At 53.6% G+C, this 23002-nt stretch carries 22 protein-coding genes; 10 read left to right on the forward strand and 12 right to left on the reverse strand.

Features of this window, described 5'->3' with window-relative positions; all coding sequences use genetic code 11:
• The first annotated feature begins 221 nt into the window (after positions 1–221).
• Positions 222–1061, forward strand: a complete 840-nt coding sequence (gene nfo / locus H5P17_RS19835; protein ID WP_044552515.1) for a deoxyribonuclease IV — start codon at positions 222–224, stop codon at positions 1059–1061.
• Between the two features lie 56 nt (positions 1062–1117).
• Here the strand turns inward: nfo and fruA are convergent, their stop codons facing one another.
• From fruA to fruB, 3 genes are read right to left on the reverse strand one after another with little or no spacing between them, the layout of a single operon-like run.
• Positions 1118–2809: a PTS fructose transporter subunit IIBC gene (fruA, locus tag H5P17_RS19840; protein ID WP_182824795.1), complete on the reverse strand. Its 1692-nt coding sequence runs from the start codon at positions 2807–2809 to the stop codon at positions 1118–1120.
• A gap of 11 nt (positions 2810–2820) precedes the next feature.
• Positions 2821–3762 (reverse strand): 1-phosphofructokinase, encoded by a 942-nt coding sequence (gene fruK, locus H5P17_RS19845; RefSeq protein WP_044552518.1) that lies wholly within the window; start codon positions 3760–3762, stop codon positions 2821–2823.
• Positions 3759–4892: a fused PTS fructose transporter subunit IIA/HPr protein gene (gene fruB / locus H5P17_RS19850; protein ID WP_182824797.1), complete on the reverse strand. Its 1134-nt coding sequence runs from the start codon at positions 4890–4892 to the stop codon at positions 3759–3761. The genes fruK and fruB overlap by 4 nt, the downstream gene beginning before the upstream one ends.
• A gap of 248 nt (positions 4893–5140) precedes the next feature.
• Between fruB and H5P17_RS19855 the strand changes: the two genes are divergently transcribed.
• The 4 genes from H5P17_RS19855 (at position 5141) to H5P17_RS19870 (ending at position 10821) form a co-directional block, all read left to right on the forward strand.
• On the forward strand, positions 5141–5563 hold the full coding sequence (locus tag H5P17_RS19855; RefSeq protein WP_182824799.1) for an NUDIX hydrolase: 423 nt from the start codon (positions 5141–5143) through the stop codon (positions 5561–5563).
• 259 nt (positions 5564–5822) lie between these two features.
• Entirely contained in the window at positions 5823–6983 is a 1161-nt protein-coding gene (locus H5P17_RS19860) for a NapC/NirT family cytochrome c (protein ID WP_182824800.1), read from the forward strand.
• A gap of 12 nt (positions 6984–6995) precedes the next feature.
• A complete protein-coding gene (torA, locus tag H5P17_RS19865; protein WP_182824801.1) occupies positions 6996–9476 on the forward strand; it encodes a trimethylamine-N-oxide reductase TorA in 2481 nt (826 codons plus the stop codon).
• 166 nt (positions 9477–9642) lie between these two features.
• Positions 9643–10821: a sugar efflux transporter gene (locus H5P17_RS19870; RefSeq protein ID WP_182824802.1), complete on the forward strand. Its 1179-nt coding sequence runs from the start codon at positions 9643–9645 to the stop codon at positions 10819–10821.
• Between the two features lie 6 nt (positions 10822–10827).
• On the opposite strand, the gene H5P17_RS19875 is transcribed toward H5P17_RS19870, so the two are convergent.
• A complete protein-coding gene (locus H5P17_RS19875) occupies positions 10828–11082 on the reverse strand; it encodes a YkgJ family cysteine cluster protein (protein WP_044552526.1) in 255 nt (84 codons plus the stop codon).
• Between the two features lie 283 nt (positions 11083–11365).
• Between H5P17_RS19875 and mtr the strand changes: the two genes are divergently transcribed.
• Positions 11366–12610, forward strand: a complete 1245-nt coding sequence (gene mtr / locus H5P17_RS19880) for a tryptophan permease (RefSeq protein WP_044552527.1) — start codon at positions 11366–11368, stop codon at positions 12608–12610.
• Between the two features lie 129 nt (positions 12611–12739).
• On the forward strand, positions 12740–13312 hold the full coding sequence (gene yeiP / locus H5P17_RS19885; protein ID WP_037426760.1) for an elongation factor P-like protein YeiP: 573 nt from the start codon (positions 12740–12742) through the stop codon (positions 13310–13312).
• Between the two features lie 38 nt (positions 13313–13350).
• On the opposite strand, the gene uxuA is transcribed toward yeiP, so the two are convergent.
• The gene (uxuA, locus tag H5P17_RS19890; protein ID WP_182824803.1) at positions 13351–14541 is read right to left on the reverse strand and encodes a mannonate dehydratase; all 1191 of its coding nucleotides are present in this window, start codon (positions 14539–14541) and stop codon (positions 13351–13353) included.
• Between the two features lie 337 nt (positions 14542–14878).
• Here uxuA and H5P17_RS19895 point away from each other — a divergent pair, with 337 nt between their 5' ends.
• Entirely contained in the window at positions 14879–16360 is a 1482-nt protein-coding gene (locus tag H5P17_RS19895; protein WP_182824804.1) for a mannitol dehydrogenase family protein, read from the forward strand.
• Positions 16361–16426: 66 nt separating this feature from the next.
• Here H5P17_RS19895 and H5P17_RS19900 read toward each other — a convergent pair whose 3' ends face one another.
• A complete protein-coding gene (locus tag H5P17_RS19900) occupies positions 16427–16735 on the reverse strand; it encodes a type 1 fimbrial protein (protein ID WP_182824805.1) in 309 nt (102 codons plus the stop codon).
• A gap of 318 nt (positions 16736–17053) precedes the next feature.
• Here H5P17_RS19900 and H5P17_RS19905 point away from each other — a divergent pair, with 318 nt between their 5' ends.
• Positions 17054–18028: a GTP-binding protein gene (locus tag H5P17_RS19905; protein WP_182824806.1), complete on the forward strand. Its 975-nt coding sequence runs from the start codon at positions 17054–17056 to the stop codon at positions 18026–18028.
• 52 nt (positions 18029–18080) lie between these two features.
• Complete coding sequence (locus H5P17_RS19910; protein WP_044552539.1) at positions 18081–18785, forward strand: phosphatase PAP2 family protein; 705 nt, start codon at positions 18081–18083, stop codon at positions 18783–18785.
• A gap of 1004 nt (positions 18786–19789) precedes the next feature.
• On the opposite strand, the gene H5P17_RS19915 is transcribed toward H5P17_RS19910, so the two are convergent.
• From H5P17_RS19915 to H5P17_RS19940, 6 genes are all read right to left on the reverse strand, one after another.
• Positions 19790–20854 carry a GTP pyrophosphokinase family protein gene (locus H5P17_RS19915; protein ID WP_182824807.1) on the reverse strand — a complete coding sequence of 355 codons (1065 nt, stop codon included), beginning with the start codon at positions 20852–20854 and terminating at the stop codon, positions 19790–19792.
• Between the two features lie 33 nt (positions 20855–20887).
• Positions 20888–21184, reverse strand: a complete 297-nt coding sequence (locus H5P17_RS19920; RefSeq protein WP_182824809.1) for a hypothetical protein — start codon at positions 21182–21184, stop codon at positions 20888–20890.
• A gap of 161 nt (positions 21185–21345) precedes the next feature.
• A complete protein-coding gene (locus H5P17_RS19925; protein WP_182824811.1) occupies positions 21346–21525 on the reverse strand; it encodes a hypothetical protein in 180 nt (59 codons plus the stop codon).
• Positions 21526–22104, reverse strand: coding sequence for a hypothetical protein (locus tag H5P17_RS19930; protein WP_255477962.1), 579 nt, complete (start codon positions 22102–22104; stop codon positions 21526–21528).
• A gap of 35 nt (positions 22105–22139) precedes the next feature.
• The gene (locus H5P17_RS19935; protein ID WP_182824813.1) at positions 22140–22538 is read right to left on the reverse strand and encodes a hypothetical protein; all 399 of its coding nucleotides are present in this window, start codon (positions 22536–22538) and stop codon (positions 22140–22142) included.
• Positions 22539–22541: 3 nt separating this feature from the next.
• A partial coding sequence (locus H5P17_RS19940; protein WP_255477963.1) for a glycoside hydrolase family protein occupies positions 22542–23002 on the reverse strand: 461 nt, incomplete at its 5' end.

The raw sequence follows: 23002 nt of genomic DNA on the forward strand, positions 1-23002 counted from the left end.
ACAAACCTATAATGTTTGGCGGCAGCCGCAAAAGGTTTTGAAAATAAACCAGGAAAAGCAATTTATTGATTTTCGGCTGATAACACAAAGGGGGAAAAACCACGCTTTTATCCCCCTTTGTCTATAATCTGAGGCCCGCAATCGCGGGCCTGCGCTTTTCCCGCCATTCAATCCTTCCGCTATCAATGCCATAATGACGCCGATTACACAGGAGAATGAAAATGAAGTTTGTCGGTGCACATGTCAGCGCGTCAGGCGGCGTGGATCAGGCGGTTATCCGCGCGCACGAATTAGAGGCGACCGCATTCGCCCTGTTCACCAAAAATCAGCGTCAATGGAAGGCCGCTCCGCTGCCTGCCGACGTGATCGATAAGTTTAAAAGCGCCTGTGCGCAGTACGGCTACGGCCCAGGGCAGATCCTGCCGCACGACAGCTATCTGATTAACCTTGGCCACCCGGTGACCGAGGCGTTGGAAAAATCCCGCGAAGCCTTCCTTGATGAAATGCAGCGCTGCGAACAGCTGGGGCTGACCCTGCTGAACTTCCATCCCGGCAGCCACCTGCTGCAGATTGAGGAAGACAAATGCCTGGCACGCATCGCCGAATCCATCAACATGGTGCTGGACAAGACTGAAGGCGTGACGGCCGTGATCGAAAACACCGCCGGTCAGGGCAGCAATCTGGGCTTCAAATTTGAACATTTGGCGGCGATTATCGATGGCGTGGAAGACAAAAGCCGCGTCGGCGTTTGCATCGATACCTGCCACGCCTTTGCCGCCGGTTACGATCTGCGTACCGAAGAAACCTGCGAGCAGACGTTTAAAGCGCTCGGCGACATCGTGGGCTTCAAGTACCTGCGTGGCATGCACCTGAACGATGCCAAGAGTGAGTTTGGCAGCCGCGTCGACCGCCACCACAGCCTGGGTGAAGGCAATATCGGTAAAACGGTGTTCAGCTATATCATGCGCGACGATCGTTTCGACAATATTCCGCTGATCCTGGAAACCGTGAACCCGGATATCTGGGCGGAAGAGATTGCCTGGCTGAAGGCACAGCAGTAATTGCCAGATAAAAAAACCGGAGCCTGAGCTCCGGTTTTTTATAGCCTGCGCCGGCGTTAGGCTACCGTAGCCGCAGGGACTTCAGCACGTTTCAGCAGCGCGTAAGACACCCCCGCCAGCAGCGTACCGGCGATAATCGCCACCAGATACAACAGCACCGGGGTGATAGCGCCAGGGATCAGCAGGACGAACAGCCCACCGTGCGGTGCCATCAGCTTGGCGCCAAACGCCATCGACAGTGCACCGGTCAACGCGCCACCAGCTATGCAGCATGGCAACACGCGCATCGGGTCACGGGCGGCGAACGGAATGGCGCCTTCAGAGATAAAGCACAGGCCCAACACCAGCGCCGCTTTACCGCCTTCCTGTTCGGATTTCTCGAACTTGCGACGCGCCAGCAAAGTCGCCAATCCCATCGCCAGCGGAGGTACCATGCCAGCCGCCATAATGGCCGCCATTGGGGCATACACCGAGGAGCTCAGCAGTGCCACACCGAAGGCGTAAGCCGCCTTGTTAACCGGCCCACCCATATCGGTACACATCATGGCACCGAGGATTGCCCCCAGCAGCACCGCATTGGCGGTACCCAGAGATTGCAGCCAATGAGTCAGGCCTTCCATGATTTTCGCGACCGGCGTACCGACGACGAAAATCATGATCAGACCGACGAACAGGCTGGCGACCAACGGAATGATCAGGATCGGCTTCAGCGCTTCCATACTCTGCGGCAGTCGCAGTTTGGTGCTGATAAATTTGGCCGTATAGCCCGCCAGGAAACCGGCTATGATACCGCCGAGGAAACCGGCGCCGGTGCTCACGGCCAGCATACCGCCAATCAACCCCGGCGTCAGGCCCGGACGGTCAGCAATTGAGAAGGCAATAAAACCGGCCAATACCGGGACCATCAGCGCAAAGGCCGAGCCCCCGCCGATCTGCATCAGCGCTGCTGCCAGCGTGCCCTTGACTTCAAATGCCTTGATCCCGAACACGAACGACAGTGCGATACACAAACCGCCCGCCACCACCATCGGCAGCATGTAAGACACACCGGTCAACAGGTGACGATAAGGACCGGCGCTCTCTTTCTTCTTACCGGCGGTGGTCGGTGCACCGCTTTTTTGCGGTTGGAAAATCTCGGCTTCAGCCTGCGCCTTGTCCAGCTCCTGCGCCGTTTTTTTCAGCGCCAGGCCGGTAGAGGTACGGTACATCGGCTTGCCGGCGAACTTGTCCAGATCCACTTCAATGTCCGCCGCCACGATCACCAGATCGGCCGCCGCCACTTCTTCTGGCGTAATGGCATTGCCGGCGCCGACGGAGCCGCGGGTTTCAACTTTCACCCACCAGCCACGCTTTTTGGCTTCGCTCTCAATGGCTTCGGCCGCCATAAAGGTGTGGGCCACACCGGTCGGGCAAGCGGTGATCGCCACAATGCGTTTTTGACCGGCGGCTTTTGCCGGTTCGACGGCGGCAACGGTCGGCGCCTGGTAGGCTTTCGCTTCAGCCATCGCCTGCGCCAGGAAGGCTTCCGGCTCACGCACCGCATGCGCCACGTCACCCACATAGACCCGTTTGCCGTTCAGCGCGGCGTCAGCAGGCACAGTTTGCCCAGCCACCACCACCAGTTCGGCCTCGGCCGCCGACTCAACCAACGTCAGGCCGGATTTCACCGCAGCAGCGCCAAGCATGCGTTTCGCCAGGTGACTACGAGCCTGCCCCAGCAAACTGTCTATCATCAGCAGTGTTTTCATTCTGCCTCCTGCTATTGATTAAAAGGTTTCAGATCGACACGCGCCATCATCGCGGCCAACTGTGGACGATCGGTCACGCCAACGTTGCTCTGGCTTACCGCCAGCGCAGCCACGGCGGTGGCCAAACGCAAAGTGTGTTCACTGGATTCACGCATCAGCAGGCCGTAAATCAGGCCGCCGACCATCGAGTCGCCGGCACCCACGGTGCTGACCACTTCGCAGGCCGGCGGCTTGGCAATCCAGGCGCCGGACGCGTTGACCCACAGCGCGCCTTCGGCACCGAGGGAGATCACCACGTGGGCAATGCCCTGATCGCGCAGCGCATGCGCCGCCTCGACCACGTCAGCCAGCTGCGGCAGCGGACGCCCGGCCCAAATTTCCAGCTCGCGGCGATTCGGTTTCACCAACCACGGCGCCGCTTTCAAACCGGCAACCAAAGCTTCGCGGCTGCTGTCGAAAATGATGCACGGGCACTGCGCGCGTAAACGGATCATCCAGTCGGTGAAGGCGTCGGGATCGACACCCGCCGGCAGGCTGCCGCTGACGGCGACCATGTCGAACTGGCCCAGCCAGCTCAGGGAATCGGTCACGAAACGTTCCCAGTCCTGCCCGTTCACTTCAAATCCGGAGAAATTGAAATCGGTGACTTCGCCGTCTTTCTCCGTCAGTTTGACGTTAATACGGGTGCGGCCCGGCACCACCTGAAAGCGGTTGGCAATGCCCAGATCGCTGAACAGCAGTTGGAAACCGTCCTGGTTGTCTTTTCCCAGGAAGCCGCCCACCGTCACATCAATACCCAGATCCTTCAGCACTTTGGCGACGTTGATGCCTTTCCCGGCGGCGTGCAGGCCGGCGGTTTTGACCAGGTTCACTTCACCACGCTCGATCTCCGGGCAAAAGCCCACCAGATCGTAAGCCGGATTCAAGGTAATTGTTGCTACTCTTCTGCTCATGCTGCGCCCTCGCCCAGTCCTTCGTTAATCGCTTCACCGATCGCCTTCAGCGCCGTTTCAGCATCTTCACCTTTGGCGGTAAAACGCAGGTGATGTCCTTTCTTCACGCCCAATGCCACAACCTTCATCAGGCTGCGTCCGTTGGCCGGTTTGCCACTGCCATCCAGGTTAGTGACGGTAATTTCACTGCTGAATTGCTTGATCACATTGACCAACGCCGTGCCCGGACGGGCATGCAGGCCATGTTCATTGCGGATCACGTACTCGGCGCTCAGCGTGGTGTCTTCTTCTTCCACCTCACTGGTCAGCAATGCCAACAGGGTGACGGCATCCGCGTTCAGCAAGCGTTCAGCTTTATTTGCCAACAGCAGGTCGCCAAGGTAGTTCAGCACTGCCAGCGGCTGCGAGTCAGCCACTGACAGCGTCAGCAACAGCGCAACCTGCTCGCCCTCTTCGTCAAACGGCTGCGCCGGACGGCTCACCGTAGCCGCGCTGGCCAAATTGCCTTCGGTGCTGTCGCTCAGCCAAATGCCCTGCCCCAGATTCAGCGGTTTGCGGGTGATGACATCGCTGACGAACTGGGCGTTGACCGCACCGATTTTCTGCAGGCGGCCCGCATTCAGCGCCTGCAGCGTCATCAGGCTGTCGGCGGCCACGTCGAGCGCAATCAGGGAAGCGTCAAACTTGAATTCCGCCGTCAGCTTTTCGCCCATCAGCAGGCTGCGCAGCTCTTCAGCCGAGGTGGTTTTCGCCAGCAGTTCGGCTACGCTGTCGTCGCTCAGAACGTGGGTCAACTGACGCAACAGCGCCAGGTGTTCATCGGAACGTGCGGCAATGCCGATCACCACATAAGCGGTTTGGCCTTCGCCCCACTCGATCCCCTGAGGGAACTGAAACACCTGTACGCCGGTGTTCAGCACCAGATCGCGGGTATCGGTGGTGCCATGCGGGATGGCGATACCGTTCCCCAGGTAAGTGGAAGTTTGCAGCTCACGCTGCAACATGCCGTCCACGTAGGCCGCGCTGACGCAACCGGCCTCGGTCAGTGCGGCAGCCACCTGACGGATAGCTTCCTGTTTGTTACTCGCGGTAGCACCCAGGTGAATATCTTGCTGTGACAACTGGAACATGATTCTCCTCTCCTGCTGAATTGAATCGTTTCAGCTTCGTTGGGAAAAAGGAGCGTTACCGGTACGATCATCATCGCGCCCATAACGCTGAAACGTTTCAAGGAGTGTGTAAGGCCCCATGGGCGAAAGCAAGTTTTCTCAATTTTGACGTGATAGATTTTTGACCTTACGCACACTTTTCCCTTAGGGTTACCCGTCGCAGCGCTAAAATGACATACTGTGCTGAAATTTTGCTGACGGAGGGAAACATGACTGTAGTCGCGGGCGTAGGGGTAATTATCGTCAATGAGCGAGGGGAAATATTGCTGGGCAAACGCTGCGGCAAGCACGCCCCCTTCTGGTCCATTCCCGGTGGGCATCTGGATGCCGGCGAAAGCTTTGAACAGTGCGCCCAGCGCGAGATCGCCGAAGAAACCGGGTTAAACATCGCCACGCCGAGTTTTATCGGCATCAGCAACAACCTGCAAACCTGGCGCGCGGAGGGAAAACATACGGTTTCCATCTGTTTGCTGGCGCCCCATCCTGGCGGCGAAGCCGAGCTGAAAGAGCCGGAAAAATGTGCCGAATGGCGCTGGTGCCTGCCGGAGGCATTACCTGAACCGCATTTTGAAGCCAGCCGCAATGCCATCCATCTCTGGCTCTCAGGCCAAACTTATCTGCCGGCAGAATAGCTGTTTTCAATCATGAATTGCCCACCCTGTCCGTGATCTTGCTCATGGTCTGATAAACCCATATAAAAAATGCGTTATATACACCAAAATATAACGCTGCAAAAACCCCCGAACGGCCATTTTTCTTCTAAAAATACCCCTATAGTATTAGATGACTTTGCTAATAGTACCTATACTTCCTCAGGTATGTCGGCGCTTGTCCGGCACTTTTTTTTGGCAAGGTTTTCCTTGGTATTTCATAATTATAAGCGGATTCAATATGACCAATAAACTCACTGGCTTGATAAAAAAGCACCGCTGGGGATGGCTGTGGATTTTGCTGCTCGGGATTATCCTCGGGGCAGCATTATTGGCGGGTACCGCCACCGTATTCCATAAAACCAGCGACACCGCCTTCTGCGTTTCCTGTCACACCATGCAACAGCCCCTGGCCGAATATCAGGGCAGCATTCACTTCCAAAACACCAAAGGGATCCGCGCTGAATGCGCCGACTGTCACGTCCCGCACGAGCCACTAGACTACCTGTGGACCAAAATCCGCGCGGTAAAAGACATTTATGGCGAGATGGTGGGCACTATCGATACACCTGAGAAATACGAGGCGCACAAGCTGGCCATGGCGCAGTCGGTGTGGAAAACGCTCAAAGAAAGCGACTCCGCCACCTGCCGTTCATGCCACAGCTTCGACGCCATGGACATTACCGCCCAGCGGCCTGAAGCTCGTATTCAGCATCCGGTGGCCATCAAACAGGGCGAAACCTGTATCGACTGCCATAAAGGGGTCGCGCATATCCTGCCGGACATGAGCGGTGCGGCCCAGGCCGGAGCCGCCGAACTGGCGAAAGCCGCGGCGGAAACTTCGCCGACCGCCACCACGCTGTATACCATTGCCACGGAACCTTTCTTCCTCAAACCGGACGACAGCCACAATGCCGGCAACCTGATGCCCTCCACCGAAGTGCAGGTGGTGAAGCAGGAAGGCGACAAGGTGCTGGCCAGCGTCACCGGCTGGCAACAGGACGGCGTCAGTGAAGTGTTCTACGCCGCCCAGGGCAAACGCATCCTCAGCGTGCTGCTGGGTGAAGACGCCCGCAAACTGCTGAAAACCGGCACCACCATGACCGATGCTGAAACTGGGCTGGTATGGCACCAGGTTTCTCTGCAGGTCTGGCTGCCGCGCAAACAACTGATCGACGATCAGCAAAAAATCTGGCGCTACACGGCGGATATGATGTCGGCCAACTGCACCGGTTGCCACGGCCTGACCGCCCTCGATCGCTTCAACGCCAACCAGTGGATCGGCGTAATTAAAGGTATGGCTCCTCGCACCTCGCTGACGCAGGAACAGCTGCGCGTTCTGACACAGTACGTGCAGAAACACGCCAGTGACATGCAGCCAGCCGCACCAGCCAAGCTTTAAGGGAGAAGCGAAATGAGCAAATATCAACAACAAGCGTTAAAAATGAGCCGCCGCCGCTTCCTGACCGGCGCTACCGCGCTGGCCGCCGCCCCTCTGCTGGCTGGCCTGTGGCCCAAGTCGGCGCTGGCGCAGGCCATCAGTCAGGCACTGCCGCAGTTTGTGGTGTTGCGCCAGGCGCAAAAAGGCATTTTGACCGGCGCACACTGGGGCGCCTTCGAGGCCATCGTTCAGGACGGTAAAATGGTCGGCGTGCAGCCGGTCAAAGACGATCCTTACCCGAACGAACTGATCACCATGGCGCCCTACCAGGTGCACGCCGAAAACCGCATCAAATACCCGATGGTGCGCAAAAGTTGGCTGGAAGGCGGCCCCGGCAGCCGTACCGAACTGCGCGGACGCGACGAGTGGGTACGCGTAAGCTGGGACAAGGCGATTGAGCTGGTGTGCGGCGAAATTACCCGTTTGCAAAAAGATCACGGCCCGCAGTCGATCTATGCCGGCTCCTATGGCTGGAAAAGCGTCGGCATGCTGCACAATAGCCGTACGCTGCTGCAACGCCTGATGAACCTGACCGGCGGCTTCCTCGGTTACGCCGGCGACTACTCGACCGGTGCCGCACAGGTGATCATGTCACACGTGGTGGGCTCCATGGAGGTTTACGAACAGCAGACCGCCTGGCCGAACGTGATTGAAAACAGCCAGCTGGTGGTGCTGTGGGGCTGTAACCCGATGATCACGCTGAAAAACAGCTGGAACGTCCCGGACCACTACGGCCAGACGGGCTTTGAGGCGCTGAAGAAGAAAGGCACCCGGGTGATCAGCATCGATCCGGTGCACAACGACAGCGCCAAATTCGTCGACGCTCAGTGGATCGCCCCGCGTCCTTATACCGACGGCGCCATGCTGATCGGCATCGCGCATACGCTGCTGACCGAGAAGCTGCATAATCCGGACTTCCTGAAAACCTACACCGCCGGTTTCGACAAGTTCCAGGCCTATCTGTTGGGTGAAACCGACGGCACGCCGAAAACGGCCGAATGGGCGGCCGATGTGTGCGGCGTCGATGCTGACGTGCTGCGTCAGTTGGCGCGTGACATGGCGAAAAATCGCACCATGATCATGGGCGGTTGGGGCATCCAACGCCAGCATCATGGCGAACAGCAGCACTGGCTGTTGGTGACCGTGGCGGCGATGCTCGGCCAGATTGGCCTGCCGGGCGGCGGCTTCGGTTTCAGCTATCACTATTCTTCCGGCGGCAGCCCGACGGCAAAAGGCGGTATCATTTCTGGCATTTCCGCCGGCAACGCACCGAAGAACTCACCGGCGCCGATCCCGGTGGCACGCATCGCCGAATGTCTGTCCAACCCGGGCAAGACGATTAACTTCAACGGTGCGAAGGTCACCTACCCAGAGGTGAAAATGGTCTATGTGGCGGGTGGCAACACCTTCCACCAGCATCAGGATACCAATAATCTGGTCAAGGCCTGGCAGAAACCGGACACCATCGTGGTGAACGAACCTTACTGGACGGCTACCGCCAAGCATGCCGATATCGTTCTGCCGGCCACCACCAGCTACGAACGCAACGATCTCGAAATGGGCGGCGACTACTCGCAGCTGTATGTGTTCCCGATGCACCAGTGCGTAGCACCGCAGCATGAGTCACGCAGCGATTTCGATATCTTCGCAGCCATGGCGGCCAAGCTGGGGGTGCAGGATGCCTTTACCGAAGGCAAGGACGAAACCCAATGGCTGAAAGGCATGTACGACGACATGAAAACTCAGGCGCGTGCCGCCCGGGTGGCCCTGCCGCCGTTCGACATGTTCTGGGGATCCAACAACTATGTGCGCTTCCCGGTGCCGGAGGCCAATACCCAATGGGTGCGTTTTGCCGACTATCGCGAAAACCCGCTGCTCAATCCGCTGGGGACGCCATCCGGTAAAATCGAGATCTACTCCGACGCCATTGCCAAAATGAAGTATCAGGATTGTCCGGGCATTCCGACCTGGATGCCGCCGCATGAATGGTATCGTGGACCGGAAGCGGTGAAATATCCGCTGTCGCTGAACACCGCGCACCCAATCAACCGCCTGCATTCGCAGCTCGACAATACGCCACTGCGCAAAAAATACGCGGTAGCCGATCGGGAAGCGATTGTGATCCACCCGCAGGACGCCCAGTCACGTGGTATTGCCAATGGCGATCTGGTGCGAGCCTTTAACGATCGCGGCCAGATCCTGGTGGGTGCGGTGGTGAGCGAAGACGTGCGTCCAGGCGTAGTGCGTATCAGCGAAGGTGCCTGGTTCGATCCGGCCGATCCGTCTCAGCCGGGTTCACTGTGCAAGAACGGCAATGTCAACTGCCTGACCTTCGACGTCGGCTCCTCCAGCCTGGCTCAGGGGAACTGCGGGCAAATGGCACAGCTGCAGATCGAGAAGTATCAGGGCGAGGTACTGAAAAACACTGCGCACGACGTGCCGGCCGGCGCGTAACGACGCCTGCCGCAACAGCAGGGGCGATAATTGTATCGCCCCTTTTTTTGTCCTTATGCCGGAAAAGACTTTTTACTATTCAGCCCAATAAAACCGGTTTTTGTTTATGGTTTTTTGGGCGTATCATGCGCGCGACTCCCCCATTTACGGCTATTTGCTGACCTCTATGCCTACTTCAACTGCGGTAACGCGACGCTCCCCCGACCTGACTTCGCTGGCCTTTTTAGTGGTGGCCTTCCTTACCGGAATTGCCGGTGCGTTACAAACCCCCACGCTGAGCCTGTTCCTGGCAACCGAGGTGAAGGTTCGTCCCTCCATGGTTGGGCTATTCTTCACCGGCAGCGCGGTGATCGGCATCCTGGTCAGCCAGTTTCTCGCGCGCCGCTCAGATCAAAAAGGGGATCGCAAGACGCTGATCTTCCTCTGCTGCATGCTGGGTGCACTGGGCTGCGTGCTGTTCGCCTGGAACCGTAATTATTATCTGTTGCTGGCGGTCGGCGTAATGCTGACCAGCTTCGGCTCCACCGCCAACCCGCAAATGTTTGCCCTGGCACGCGAACACGCCGATCGCACCGGTCGCGAGGCGGTAATGTTCAGTTCTATCCTGCGGGCGCAGGTTTCTCTTGCCTGGGTGATAGGCCCGCCGATTGCCTTTGCGCTGGCGTTGGGATTCGGTTTTAAGGTGATGTACCTGGCCGCCGCCGCCGCGTTTATTCTGTGCGGCGCACTGGTGTGGAAAATGCTGCCGTCGATGCGCAAAACGCCGCTGGTGGCCAGCACCACGCTGGAGGCTCCGCGACAAAATCGTCGTGATACGCTGCTGCTGTTTTTGGCCTGTACCTTTATGTGGACCGCCAACAGCATGTACCTGATCAATATGCCGCTGTATATGGTACATGAGCTGCAACTGCCGGAAAAACTGGCCGGGATATTGATGGGGACGGCGGCGGGGTTGGAAATACCGACCATGCTGTTGGCCGGCATGGTAGCGAAGCGCTTCGGCAAACGTTTTTTGATGCGTTGCGCGGTGGCGGCAGGCCTGCTGTTTTACTTCGGGTTACTGTTTATCACCGGTACCTGGCAACTGATTGCCCTGCAATTACTTAACGCGGCGTTTATTGGCGTGCTGGCAGGCATTGGTATGCTCTATTTTCAAGATTTGATGCCCGGTCAGCCCGGGGCCGCAACCACTTTGTTTACCAACACTACGCGCGTGGGCTGGATTTTCGCCGGTTCAATTGCCGGCGTGGTGGCGGAGGTCTGGAACTATCACGCGGTGTTTTATTCCGCGTTGGCGATGGTGGTCGGCGCGGTGCTGTGCCTGTGGAAGCTGAAAGACGCTTAAAACCGATTAAGGCGCCGTATCCGCTTCCAGCTTGATCAGATAGACCAACGCCTGGTCGCGGTGGTCATGGCACATTTCGCGGCTGGCCTGCAGGCTGCCGCAGACTTTTGGCCGCAGCGGCGAATGAAACAGGCCGCAACGCAGCTGCTCGCTCAGATGAATACAGCGGGTGTTGGCGGGCTTGCCGTTAGGCATGCCGGGGATCGGGCTGGATATTGAAGGCGCAATACAACAGGCGCCACAGTCGGTACGACAGTCCATCAGCGAGTCTCCCGGTGGGCTGGCGGAATTGAAGCGCGACAATATCAGTCGCGCTCATCCGCCGCCAGCATAATCCGTATTGGTGCGTGAATCTTTACATCGCGCGGTTTGAGTCGTGAATCGCTCGCTTTCATACCTGCGCGCAAATTGCCATAAACGCCCCTTCGGTCGCCAATTAATGCATGAAACAAGCGTATTCGCGGCTTTACATGCGCCGATCACACATGTACCATTGAGCTAGTACAAAAGAACTCAAGGCCGATGAGGCCAATCAGGAGCAAAAATGTCCGCGGACACTATCCAGAAGCTTTCCCGCCCTTCCGTCCTTGGCGGCGCGATGATCATTGCAGGCACCGCCGTCGGCGCCGGCATGTTCTCCATTCCCATAGTCACTTCTGGCGTGTGGTTCAGCGGCTCCGTCGCGCTGCTGGTTTATACCTGGGCCTGCATGTTGATTTCCGGCCTGATGATCCTGGAAGCCGCTCTGCACTACCCAAGCGGCGCCAGCTTCCACACCATCGTCAAAGATCTGCTCGGTAAAGGCTGGAACGCCGTTAACGGCATTTCCATCGCCTTTGTGCTGTATATCCTCACCTACGCCTATATTTCCGCCGGGGGGTCGATCATCGCCCACACGCTGGAAGGTATCGTCGGCGTCGGGCAGTCCACCGCCGGTTTGGTGTTTGCCGTGGTGGTGGCGTTTATCGTTTGGCTTTCCACCCGCGCCGTTGACCGTCTGAGTACGATCCTGATCGGCGGTATGGTGATCACCTTTGTCATGTCGGTGGGCGACATGTTCACGCATGTGCAACCGGCAGTGCTGTTCAACCGCGGCGACGACCAGGCCAGCTACCTGCCTTACGCCCTGGCGGCGCTGCCCTATCTGCTGACGTCCTTCGGTTATCACGGCAACGTGCCGGGGTTGGTGAAGTACTACCACAAAGACAGCGGCGCGGTCGTGCGCAGCCTGGTGTACGGCACCCTGCTGGCACTGGCGATCTATGTCCTGTGGCAGTATGTGATCCAGGGCAACATCGCCCGCGATGCCTTCAAGCAGGTGATCGCCGAAGGCGGTAACATCGGTAGCCTGCTCAAGCAGATGGGCAACGTTTCCAGCAGCCAGACCGTCGGCCAGCTCCTGAACGCCTTCTCTTACATGGCGTTGGCGAGTTCGTTCCTTGGGGTGTCGCTGGGGCTGTTCGATTACCTGGCAGACTTCTTCAAATTCAGCGATGACACCGTCGGACGCAGCAAAACCGCGCTGGTGACCTTCGCACCGCCGACCATTGCCGCTCTGCTGTTCCCGAACGGCTTCCTTTACGCCATCGGTTTCGCCGGCCTGGCCGCCACCGTTTGGGCGGTAATAGTGCCGGCCATGATGGCGCGCGCCAGTCGCCGCCGCTTTACCGAGGCGCAATACCGCGCTCCCGGTGGTTACGGCATGATCCTGTTCATCATTCTGTTCGGGGTGATCAACGCCGTCGCACACGTGTTGGCACTGCTGGGTCTGTTGCCGGTGTTTCAGTAATCCCGCAGGGGATGGCACCCGCCATCCCTTCTTTCTGTCACTGTTTTTGCTCGATCTGCTTGCCTGAAATCAGCGGCGCGAGTAACTTGTCGCAACTTCCCAAAAACTCTTCATTGCAGGTTATTTTAGATGGCAAAAGCTAACGAAATTAAGCGCGGCATGGCGATCAACTACAACGGCAAACTGCTGCTGGTGAAAGACATTGATGTGCAAAGCCCAAGCGCACGCGGCGCCAGTACCTTATACAAAATGCGTTTCTCCGACGTCCGGACCGGGCTGAAGGTGGAAGAGCGTTTCAAGGGCGACGATATTCTGGACACCATTAGCCTGTCCCGCCGCAAGGTGAACTTCTCTTATATCGACGGCGAAGAATACGTGTTTATGGATGACGAGGATTACACCCCGTATATCTTTAAGAAAGACCAGATCGAAGATGAATTACTGTTTATTCCTGAAGCCGGTCTGCCGGGCATGCAGGTACTGACCCTGGATGGCCAGGTGCTGGCGCTGGAACTGCCGCAGACCGTGGACATGGAAATTGTTGACACCGCGCCGGGCATCAAAGGTGCCTCTGCCAGTGCCCGCAACAAGCCGGCCACCATGGCGACCGGCCTGACCATTCAGGTACCGGAATACCTCAGCGCCGGTGACAAAATCCGTATTCATATTGCCGAGCGCCGCTACATGAGCCGCGCCGACTAGTCGATATTCTGGGGCCTGCGTGGCCCCTTTTTAATGGCTTAGGGTAAATCAGGGAAGAAGCGGCGTTTAAGCGCCAGCTCCACCCCGCGCAGTTCCGCCAACCCCTTCAAACGACCAATCGCCGAGTAGCCTGGGTTGGTTTTTTTCTTCAAATCGTCCAGCATTTGGTGCCCATGGTCGGGACGCATCGGGATCGGCCGGCGATCGCCTGCCTGATGGCGCCGTTGCTCCTCAGTGAGGATCGCCTCGATCACCGCTACCATGTCCACGTCGCCCTGCAGATGCGCCCCCTCGTGGAAACTTTTCGGATTTTCTTCGCGACAGGTGGCACGTAAATGGGTGAAATGGATGCGGTCGCCGAAGGTTTCGATCATCCGCACCAGATCGTTATCCGCCCGTACGCCGTAAGAGCCGGTGCACATGGTGAAGCCGTTATACCGGCTGTCGACCGTTTGCTTGAACCACTGCATATCCTCAATGGTAGAGACGATGCGCGGTAACCCCAGAATCGGCCGCGGCGGATCGTCCGGATGCACCGCCAAACGCACGCCAACTTCCTCGGCCACCGGTACAATTGCACGCAGGAACACCGCCATATTCTCTCGCAGCTGTGCCTTGTCGATCCCATCGTACTCCGCCAGGCGGGCGCGGAATTGATCGAGAGTATAGCCCTCTTCGGCACCCGGTAATCCGGCGATAATATTGCCGGTCAGCTTGGCAACCTCCGACTCGTTCATCGCGGAAAAATAGGCTGCAGCCTGCTCTTGTTCTAGCGGCGTGTAATCCTGCTCTGCGCCAGCGCGCTGCAGGATATGCAGATCAAAAGCCGCGAAGGCGGTCTGATCGAAACGCAACGCTTTCGATCCGTCCGGCAGCAAATACTCCAGATCGGTGCGCGTCCAGTCCAGGATCGGCATAAAGTTGTAGCACACGGTGTCAATGCCACAGGCCGCGAGGTTCCGCAGCGATTGCTGATAGTTAGCGATATGCTGCCGGTAATCGCCGCTGTGGGTTTTGATCTCTTCATGTACCGGGATACTTTCCACTACCGACCACACCAAGCCTTTCTCCGCCAACAGGGCCTGACGGGCCTTGATCTCTTCGACCGGCCACACCTCGCCATTCGGGATATGGTGCAAGGCGGTGACGACGCCAGTGGCGCCGGCCTGGCGCACATCGTCAAGAGAGACAGGATCGTTCGGCCCATACCAACGCCATGTTTGTTCCATTGTTTATCCTTGTAAAAAATCGCCCAGTATTACGGAAGTGAGAAAGACCGCACGGCCTCGCCAATCTTGTTATACCAAATTAAAATAGATATCGGTTATCTTTCACCTTACTCTTTCACCTATCCCTGTCAAAAGTGAAACTGCGATTGGTTGATCCACTTCACGAATCTGGCTTATTTTGCACGAGGCAATGTTATTGATGCGCTTACAGCCTTACACTGGCGACAGAAAATTCGTGCAGGCCCAGGCAAAAACAGCGCCGCATTCTGCACAAAAAACTGGTCTGATAACTTTTTAAGTTAACCGCCAACACCTCTACTCAGCCTTGGAGCTTTGCATGAAGACTATCGCCAACACGCCGCTTCCGGATGCCGTCCAGCAGCCAGGTTACGATCGCAGCGCATTACAGAGTCGCATGGTGCATATTGGATTTGGTGCCTTTCACCGTGCCCATCAGGCGCTGCTGACCGATCGGGTGTTGAATCGTCAGGGCGGTGACTGGGGAATTTGCGAAATCAGCCTGTTCGGCGGTGATAATTTGTTCCGGACGCTACGCCAGCAGGATCATCTTTACAGCGTGCTGGAAAAAGGCGCGGCGGGTAATCAGGCTATCGTGATCGGTGCGGTACATGAGAGCGTACACCGCAAGCTGGAAGGGATTGGCGCCGTATTGGAAAAGCTGGCGGAGCCGCAGGTGGCAATTGTCTCCATGACCATTACCGAAAAAGGCTACTGCATTGAACCCGGCAGCGGAAACCTGGATCTTCAACATCAGGGGATACGCGCCGATCTGGCGGATCCCGGCGAGCCTTCCACCGTACCGGGGATCCTGGTGGAGGCGCTGCGCCTGCGCCTGGAACGCGGCCTGTCCGCCTTTACCCTGCTCTCTTGCGATAACATCCCGGAAAACGGCCACGTGCTGCGTAACGCGATCGTCGGTTTGGCTCAAGCGCGCGACGGCGCGCTGGCCGACTGGATTGCCCGCGAGGTGAGCTTCCCCAGTACCATGGTAGACCGTATCGTTCCCGCCGCAACGCCAGAGACGCTGGATGAAGTGGCCGAGGCGCTCGGCGGTGTTCGTGATGAATGCGCCATCGCCTGCGAACCCTTTATCCAATGGGTCGTTGAGGACAACTTTGTCGCCGGTCGCCCGGCCTGGGAACGGGCCGGCGCGCAGTTGGTCAATGACGTACTGCCTTTTGAGCAGATGAAACTGCGCATGCTGAACGGCAGCCACTCTTTCCTGGCCTATCTCGGGTATCTCGGGGGCTATCAGTACATCAACGACTGTATGGGCGATAAATCTTATCGCCGCGCCGCACTCCACCTGATGCTGGCCGAACAGGCGCCGACGCTGAACGTTAGCGGTATCGATTTGCCCGCCTATGCAGCACAGCTGATTGAGCGCTACAGCAACCCGGCGTTGCAACACCGTACCTGGCAAATCGCCATGGACGGCACGCAAAAATTACCGCAGCGTATGCTGGACTCGGTGCGTTGGCATCTGCAGCATGGCGGCAGCTTTGCCGGTCTGGCTCTGGGCGTGGCGGGCTGGATGCGCTATGTCGGCGGCGTGGATGATGCCGGACAGCCAATCGACATTCGCGATCCCTTGTTGGCTACGCTGCAACAGACAGTGGCGACAACGCCGGATGATGAACAACGGGTGAAAGGCCTGTTGGCTCTTACGGCTATTTTTGGTGAGCAGTTGGCGGCTAACGAGGGATTTGTCACAGCGGTCACCCGCGCCTACTTGTCATTGCGCGATCGCGGTGCGCGTCAAACGGTGCAAAACTGGGTGTCGACTCAGCTGGCTTAGCCATTGAAACAGGCGCAAAGAAGGGAAAATGACGATGCCGGATATCATCCGGCATCGCCGAACGACTTAACGATAAACTACCGTCATCACTGCAAGTTTTTTCTGTTGATCCACCCACTTCATTTCGGTCGAACCTAAATTCAGCGGCAGTTCTTTGCGTGTAGCATCAAATTTCGACAGGGCCTGTTGATCTTGATAGTGCAGCCCATTTCGGTAACATTGCGTATTGGCCGTTGAATCGGTAACTTTCACCGTACAGGGGCTTTCCACAATAGATCCGACAAAACGAATAACTCCGCCAGTGGTTCCTGCATGACTTGCTGCCGTCCATGAAAACAACATTCCTGCGATCAAAAATAACCGAAAGACATTCATGGCAACCTCATTTTTTGTTAAGCCAATTTAAACATAGAGGATCTTCTTAGGAATAATCGCAAGGTAAGGGCATTTATTTGGCAGGTAATCGGGCAATTAACAAAGTTAAAACAAGCTACTAATAATCATTTCCCTTAGGTAATATCAGGTTTTTGCTAGGATTTTTCCTAATAATGACCGCCATTTTGTTGCTTTAAAATGACGCATCTTAATCTGTCGGATTTGTGACTTAACGCAGGGAAAGCAGCGTCATCCGGCCAGGTGAAGTAGAATGGCCGAAGTATTGCCCCTTAAATTCATTAACATCAGGAATAATTAATGACGAAAACTAACCTGATCACCGGTTTTCTCGGCAGCGGCAAAACCACCACCATCCGTCATTTGCTGGCTAACAAGCCGGAACATGAACGCTGGGCGGTGCTGGTGAATGAGTTCGGTGAAATTGGCATCGACGGCGCGTTGCTGGCTGACAGCGGCGCAGTGTTGAAGGAGATCCCTGGCGGCTGCATGTGTTGCGTGAACGGGCTGCCGATGCAGGTCGGGCTGAACATGCTGCTGCAACAAAACAAACCCGATCGCTTGCTGATCGAACCCACCGGGCTAGGGCATCCGAAACAGATCCTGTCATTGCTGACGCAAGACAGCTACGCCGGTTGGATCGATCTGCAGGCCACGCTGTGCCTGTTGGATGCGCGCCAACTCAACGAACCGCGCTACCGCGAGAACGAAAACTTCCGCGATCAACTGGCAGCCGCCGACATTATTCTGGCCAGTAAAAGCGACACCTATCAGCCGCAAGATCTGTTGGCCCTGCAGCAATGGATAGAACAGGATGGTCACCAGCGTCCGCTTTATCACATTGAAAGCGGTCAGGCCGATGTCGCCTGGCTCGACCAGCCTCGCACTAATCGTACAGAATTACCCGATGCACAACATCATCATAGTCATGCCAAAACGCAGGGCCTGGCCGCATTGCGACTGCCGGAAAACTCCCGCTGGCGTCGAGCGCTCAACCAGGGCCAGGGTTTTAACAGCTGTGGTTGGATTTTTGACGCCGATACGGTGTTCGACACCGTTGGCATTATGGAGTGGATACGTCTGGCACCGGTCGAACGCGCCAAAGGTGTGGTACGTATTGCTGAAGGCACACTTTTAATCAACCGTCAGGGGCAAGATCTCAATATTGAAACGCGCCCTGTTGCGCCGCTGGACAGCCGAATTGAACTGATTCACAGCGAGAATGCGGACTGGAATGCGTTGCAATCCAAGCTGTTTAGTATTCGTTTAAGTTGAGATCTTTACCGTTAGTGCCCTTTTACTCTTTAGACAGACTACAGGTTATGCCATGACTCGCCGCAATTTACCCCTCATCATTTTCTTCAATATATTGGGCATTGTGCTGTTCTTGTCCTGGTTCCTGCCGGCGAATCACGGTTATTGGTTTACCCTGGACTCATCGATTTTCTTCTTTTTCAACCGCCATCTGGCAACCGATCCCGGTTTTCTGCATCTGGTGGCCATCACCAATAACCGCGCCTTTGACGTCATTTCTCTGCTGGCCATGGGGCTGCTGTACCTGTGCTTTTACCTGCAGCAGGATGCCGCCGGCCGCCGCCGCTTGCTGGTCACCGGTGTCGTCATGCTGCTGACCGCCGTGGTGCTGAATCAGCTTGGGCATTTGTTGCCGGTCAAACACCCCAGCCCTTCGCTGAGTTTTGAGAACATCAACCGCGTCAGCGAACTGACCGGTATTCCTACCAAAGACGCTTCTGGCGACAGCTTCCCTGGCGATCACGGCATGATGCTGATGATCTTTTCCTGCTTTATGCTGCGCTACTTTAACCGCCGCGCGTTCGCCGTCGCGCTGCTGATTACGGTGGTATTTTCATTACCACGCGTGATGATTGGCGCACACTGGTTTACCGATATCGCCGTCGGCTCGCTGTCGGTGGTGCTGGTTGGCGCCAGTTGGTGCCTGATGACGCCGTTTAGCGATGTGCTGATCCGGGGTCTCAACCGTATGCTGCCCGGTAAGCACCGTCCAGCCTAGTTATAACCAAGTCATAACTATTGGTTATGATCCCCAGGAGGCCCGCCGGCCTCCTGAACATTTTCCCACCGCATTGCGTTTATTTCCCCATCAGCGCGTTAACGCTTTCGCCACCTGATTTCACGCAAAACCAGCACAACCGACATTCAGCGTTTTTTATATGAAGTTTTACATTACCATAGAACACTAAAATAAATTTTGCATAAGACCCAATTCCATCAGTGCATCCGAAATCTTGGGTACGGGATCAATTACCACACACCACCATTCGGCCTGTAAACGTCTTCAAAGGCGTTTACAGGCCGAATGGTGGATCTAGCATAGGCTACACAGTCAAATCGCATATAGGCGTTCTAGAGGGCATTGCCGTCCTCCAATCCTTACCCTAAGATATCTGTGGTTTCTTACCTACTGGGAATGATGTAATGACAGATGAACAATTTGAAGAAAATTACCCGAAAGACAAGTTCGAGTACGTTCAAACCAACATGAGAGTTAAAGGAACGATGGGACAGACCGAAATCGAGTCCTTTAACATCATCGATCGTGATACAGGTCAGGTAGTACTACAACCAACCAGAACTGAACATACGAACTTACGCGGGTTGAACACTACGGTGAATTGGAATTGGTAAGCTCAATGAAAAAGCTGGCTCTAATTTGCCTTCCGTTGATTTTGGTAGGATGTGCTCAAGTGCAGTACAACGACGGTAAAACTGTAAGTATTCAGTCCGATGGCTGGTATGGTTTGGACAGCTTGCAAAAGACAGCCAACGCAGCTTGCCAACAGTACGGCAAATCCAAGGCCACATACACCCACAGTGCAAACTTGAACCCTCACCTACCTGCCGGTAGCGGTGTTCAGAACACCATATGGAAGTGTGAATGAAAAAGGGGCCTTATAAGGCTCCTTTATCGAATTACTTGGTATCTTTTATAACCTAGATAATGATAATCATCTAAAATACTCGTGCAATTAAATCGCCTTAACACCCGATAACATATTAAAAATCATACGTTTCCACAACCTCAAACTTTGTGAATAAATCACGAGATTTATCTTTACCCAAATATGTCTCCATCAAGGATTTAAATTTATCAATTTCTTCATTCGAGCCTGCAAACGTCCAGTTGACACCTGAATCATATAAAATATTATAATCATTTATCATCATCGCATCACGCAGCATTCCAATAATAGTCGTAATTATGTCAAGATCATTCAATTTTTTAATATAACCTTTAGGTAAAATATCTTTGACACCTTTCAATGTCAATATATTGTAGAGTTTTAGTTCATCTATAACTTGATCTATAACCTCGCCTATGTTTTCAAAAGTAACTTTATCCATATGCTTATAGTTATGCTCCTTGCAATATCTGATCATGAACTCAATAAGATTTAATGAGTTTATTGATTGCAATTCAATGTCAGCCACATCATCGCGGGTGATTTCAACCCTGTACTTCTCAACATCTTTAACTATCTCAGAAAACCCTAGATCTACAATTTCTAACATTCCAGAATATAAATTAACTTTTCTTTTAATGTGTTCAGGAAGCTTAGTACCAATTTTATATACCCTATCATGCGTTAAATTAGCCCAAGCATGCTGTAAAATGGTTCTGACTTGCACTTCAAATTTTAACCCCGCAAAAGATTTATACTCAGGGATTTCAATCCTATTCATTCCTATGTCGCACACAAAATGAGTAGACCTATATCCAATTTTATCGGTAGCCAACCGAGTTAGATCGCTAACACTATTTTTTTCATCTACAGTGAAGGTTCCCTTTATGATAGAACATACTTTTTCCACATCCTCCTCTAGATAAAGAATTACCCTTACCCCTGCAATGTCCGTTAAATTATCTCGTGGATTAGAATATGACTTTCGTTTGATTTTTTCATTAATTCCTTCTAAAGTTTTGGTTCTTGAATCGACTGATAGATAGTTAATACCGTTTTGTTTCAGTAGATTTTCCAAGACAAATGATACTTGTGCACTCATTAATTCAAAAAAAGGTAATTTATTTTTAATCCAACTCTGGAAATCAGTTTCAGACATAAGTCCCTCGATAATTTTTTCATCAGCCTATTGTTAACTACCACCAATCAATACTATCAGTACCCGCCATACGTCATCAAGAGGTATTGGCGGGAGTACTAACCCACAAACCGCCAGTACTGGAAGAACTACGTAATTCCATGCAACGATAAAAGTTAGAACATACCCCAAAGCCTGCCGCCAAGTGAAACCCTTACGAGTTTCTTCGAGTGTTATTTCATTCTGTTCATGGCTGTTTTGTGCATCTAATTCGGCCTTACCTTGTTCCTTTTTCTGGAAGAAACTGAAACCCGTTTTGATCAAATCTATGATCGTTCCTATTCCAAACATTTTAGTATCCCTGTTGAATAAACCCAAAAGTACTTCCCCTTGACAAACAATCTTGTTTTATCAATGACAACGATATTTCGTTCAACGTCAAACAATGACCATTGGTACATGCTTCCAAGCTCTAGTTGTTGTTCTTTCTCAAAGATGATATTCATTGTTTCTTATACATCAACTTTCATTTCAACTTCTTCATTAATTAGCTTTAGTTGTTTCTTTAATAGTTTCTTGAACTTCTGACCAAGAAAACAAATATTAGTAGGTAGTGAATTACCATCTGGTATTAGATCATCGATTAAGATTGAACGTGTATCATCTTCATAGTGTTGTTCTTGCATTATCACTTACATTCTCCTAAATATATATTGGCCTTGTAGGTCAGATAAGATAAGACGTGCTCCAATTTCGGCTCGCTCATAAAAGTCATAAACCATTTTACGTTTCTTAACTTCACGTACACCGACAACTCGTTTAGAACGGTTTTTCTTACCTTTCTTTGATGTGTCGATCATTCTCTTCTTTCCACCTGAATCTACTATTTTATACTTACCGTTTCTGATACCGGATTTCATTGCACTGATATTTCCCTGTGCAGTGAGTTTTGCAACAGACGTTGGTACTATTTTCACTTGATTACGTGGTTTCACAGTAATATCGTGCAAGTACTTGGCCTGATAATCTTTAACAATGATTTCATTAACTGCACCAGTACTTGTTCTTTTGAATCTAAAAAGAATTGCATTACTTGTAAATGGTACTGGCCCACCGGCAATTGCGGCATTCATATCAATTTGCATTTGATTGGCAAGGCGTCTTGCCCTGTTGGATACTTCCTTTAGAAAGCTCTGTCCCGCTCTCTGCCCCTGTTGATTAAGGTATACCCTTGCCTGTGGTATACCCGTTATCGTTCCTTGAAACCTCATGATAACCACCCTACTATCTCTTGAATTATTTTAAATTACTCACCATTATCTTTGTGTAATCTTGATTTAGTCATGATTGCCCTATTGAGACATTGCCATTGAGTACCGAACAAACTAATTAATGCCGTCTCACAGTTCACCGCTTGCTGTACCGTAGGGAAACACCATAGGATTTGTTTACTATATTTAAGACCATCATTAATGTACTGATTAACAACTTTGCTACTACTGGTATAGATAGGCCAATTTGAGTCTTTGGTATCGTTAGACCTTTTCTTGATGTCCTTAAGTCCTTTATAGGTTTGTTTAACACCTATATAGTACTCGCCTGTATCGGGAAACTGAATCAGATACACGAATCCGGCACACTCTGGTACATCCTCAATAGAGAAGTCGGGGTTGAACATTGTCCATTCACTATCGTTGTTGTTCATAGATCACCCCCGAACTACATAGGCAATCATGGAATCAACACGGCTTGGTGTCTGGCGATACCACTGTGAATCTTTCACTTCAAGAATGGCAGTTGCATAGTTCTTATTGCTCAAAGCCGCCAAGAATCTCTTAAACCCTCTCGTCTTTGTTAGACCTAGCTGAAAAACCATCATTACAAGAAAATCATTCCACCTTGAATCACTTGGTAAATTTAGTTTTAATGATTCTACACCTCTACGTGCAATGGCAATATCATTAAGTAGTAACGCATCTGCCTGTTGCTCTGTTAAACCTTGTGAGTAGTTTTCATTAGCTAGTACAAGATGTCCGTAGCCAATAGTTAGATAACCACTGACCCTACCCCAAAATCCTGCTCCATTCAGAAACAGAATTCCGGCATGATAATGACTCCCCTGAACGGAGGATGTGCCGATGAAAAAGTCACGATTCACCGAAGAGCAGA

The organism is Serratia sp. OS31 (genome assembly GCF_014164835.1).
Lineage (GTDB): Bacteria > Pseudomonadota > Gammaproteobacteria > Enterobacterales > Enterobacteriaceae > Serratia > Serratia liquefaciens_A.

Coding starts and splice junctions, on each gene's coding strand:
- nfo (WP_044552515.1), top strand. CDS start 222: ATGAAGTTTGTCGGTGCACATGTCAGCGCGTCAGGCGGCGTGGATCAG.
- fruA (WP_182824795.1), bottom strand. CDS start 2,809: ATGAAAACACTGCTGATGATAGACAGTTTGCTGGGGCAGGCTCGTAGT.
- fruK (WP_044552518.1), bottom strand. CDS start 3,762: ATGAGCAGAAGAGTAGCAACAATTACCTTGAATCCGGCTTACGATCTG.
- fruB (WP_182824797.1), bottom strand. CDS start 4,892: ATGTTCCAGTTGTCACAGCAAGATATTCACCTGGGTGCTACCGCGAGT.
- H5P17_RS19855 (WP_182824799.1), top strand. CDS start 5,141: ATGACTGTAGTCGCGGGCGTAGGGGTAATTATCGTCAATGAGCGAGGG.
- H5P17_RS19860 (WP_182824800.1), top strand. CDS start 5,823: ATGACCAATAAACTCACTGGCTTGATAAAAAAGCACCGCTGGGGATGG.
- torA (WP_182824801.1), top strand. CDS start 6,996: ATGAGCAAATATCAACAACAAGCGTTAAAAATGAGCCGCCGCCGCTTC.
- H5P17_RS19870 (WP_182824802.1), top strand. CDS start 9,643: ATGCCTACTTCAACTGCGGTAACGCGACGCTCCCCCGACCTGACTTCG.
- H5P17_RS19875 (WP_044552526.1), bottom strand. CDS start 11,082: ATGGACTGTCGTACCGACTGTGGCGCCTGTTGTATTGCGCCTTCAATA.
- mtr (WP_044552527.1), top strand. CDS start 11,366: ATGTCCGCGGACACTATCCAGAAGCTTTCCCGCCCTTCCGTCCTTGGC.
- yeiP (WP_037426760.1), top strand. CDS start 12,740: ATGGCAAAAGCTAACGAAATTAAGCGCGGCATGGCGATCAACTACAAC.
- uxuA (WP_182824803.1), bottom strand. CDS start 14,541: ATGGAACAAACATGGCGTTGGTATGGGCCGAACGATCCTGTCTCTCTT.
- H5P17_RS19895 (WP_182824804.1), top strand. CDS start 14,879: ATGAAGACTATCGCCAACACGCCGCTTCCGGATGCCGTCCAGCAGCCA.
- H5P17_RS19900 (WP_182824805.1), bottom strand. CDS start 16,735: ATGAATGTCTTTCGGTTATTTTTGATCGCAGGAATGTTGTTTTCATGG.
- H5P17_RS19905 (WP_182824806.1), top strand. CDS start 17,054: ATGACGAAAACTAACCTGATCACCGGTTTTCTCGGCAGCGGCAAAACC.
- H5P17_RS19910 (WP_044552539.1), top strand. CDS start 18,081: ATGACTCGCCGCAATTTACCCCTCATCATTTTCTTCAATATATTGGGC.
- H5P17_RS19915 (WP_182824807.1), bottom strand. CDS start 20,854: ATGTCTGAAACTGATTTCCAGAGTTGGATTAAAAATAAATTACCTTTT.
- H5P17_RS19920 (WP_182824809.1), bottom strand. CDS start 21,184: ATGTTTGGAATAGGAACGATCATAGATTTGATCAAAACGGGTTTCAGT.
- H5P17_RS19930 (WP_255477962.1), bottom strand. CDS start 22,104: ATGAGGTTTCAAGGAACGATAACGGGTATACCACAGGCAAGGGTATAC.
- H5P17_RS19935 (WP_182824813.1), bottom strand. CDS start 22,538: ATGAACAACAACGATAGTGAATGGACAATGTTCAACCCCGACTTCTCT.